A 1451-nucleotide genomic window follows, 5' to 3' on the forward strand; every position below is an offset into this window, starting at 1 on the left:
ATGGGCCTGTATGGGCCTGTTGCAAACGCAGTATCCGATTCCTTCCAATGCGCCCCTTCATCGTCAAGCAACTCGACTACGACCTCACCCCGGTAGCCGGTCTGGCGCTGGTAGGACATCACCTGAATCGACTCGCGCCGGTGTTCAAGCAACTCGATGCCGCCTTGCCCGTGAGAAATGGCGTTGCCAACAGCGACATCCTGCGCAGCTACCTGGGCCTGCTGGTGCAGGGCAAGAGCGACTTCGATGCGATTGAGAACTTCCGCGGCGATGCCTTCTTCAAGCAGGCGCTGGGCATCCAGCTGTTGCCCTCCAGCTCGACGCTGCGCCAGCGCATGGACACGCGCGCGGACGAGCTGTTTGACTTCCTGCCGACGCTGATCGAGAAGCTGCTGGACAGCACGCGGGTCGACTATGGCGTCTTGCCTTGTGGCTGGCTGCCGCTRGATGTCGACACGTTCGCCATGGACAACGGCGGCACCACYAAGGACGGCGTGGGACGCACCTACACCGGGGTCGATGGCTACTGCCCGCTGGCCGCGTACCTGGGCTCGCACGGGTTCTGCCTGGAGYTGGCGCTGCGCCCTGGCGTGCAGCATTCGGCACGGGAGACGMAATTCAACTTCGAGCGTGTGATCCCGATGGCGCAGCGCCTGAGCGCGGCGGGTCCGAAGGCGCCGATCCTGGCACGCCTGGACTCTGGCTTCGACTCCGCGGAGYTGGTGTGCGAGATGGAGTCGTATAACGCTGCRGGCGTGCCGCAACTGGACTGGCTGATCAAGTGGAACCCGCGCACGACCAACGTGGCGGCGCTGGCCGAGCGCCTTGATGGTGACACCGCCACGATCTGGGAGCATCCCCGCGCGGGCAAGCGCGTGACGCTGTGGGAAGAGGCGCTGCACATCGAAGGCATCGAGCGGCCACTGCGCCGCGTGCTGCGCCTGACTGAACGCACCATCGACGCGAAGGGCCAGTTGTTAATCGAGCCCAAGCTCACGCTGGACGGCTGGAGCACGAGCCTGAGCGCCAAACAGTTCGATGCGAAAGCCATCGTCGCGCTGTACGCCGACCACGGCACGCACGAGCAGTTCCATTCCGAGTTCAAGACCGACCTCGATCTGGAGCGGCTGCCCTCGGGCAAGTTCGATACCAATTACCTGGTGTGCGAGCTCGCGGCGCTGGCCATGAWTATCCTGCGCCTGATGGGCCAGGCCGGGCTGCTGGGGYCCGATGCGCCGGTACGCCACGCGGCCAAGCGCCGGCGCATCAAGACGGTGATGCAGGAACTCATCTACCGCGCCGGGCGCCTCATCGAGCATGGCCGGCGCGTCATCCTCGGGCTGGGCGCCAATGATCGTTCGGCCAAGGCCTTCCAGCGGCTGCACGGAGAACTCTTCGCTGCCTGCGGCTGAGCGCAACTGGCCGATCACCGGCCTCACGAAACTCACGGA

General features: G+C 65.1%; 1 protein-coding gene. It reads left to right on the plus strand.

Annotated elements, in window-relative coordinates:
• Positions 1-47: 47 nt before the first annotated feature.
• Positions 48-1412, plus strand: a complete 1365-nt coding sequence (locus tag AC1DY5_RS55445; protein WP_478122670.1) for an IS1380 family transposase — start codon at positions 48-50, stop codon at positions 1410-1412.
• Positions 1413-1451: the final 39 nt, after the last annotated feature.

The sequence above is a fragment of the Variovorax sp. P4_D9 genome (genome assembly GCF_056401695.1).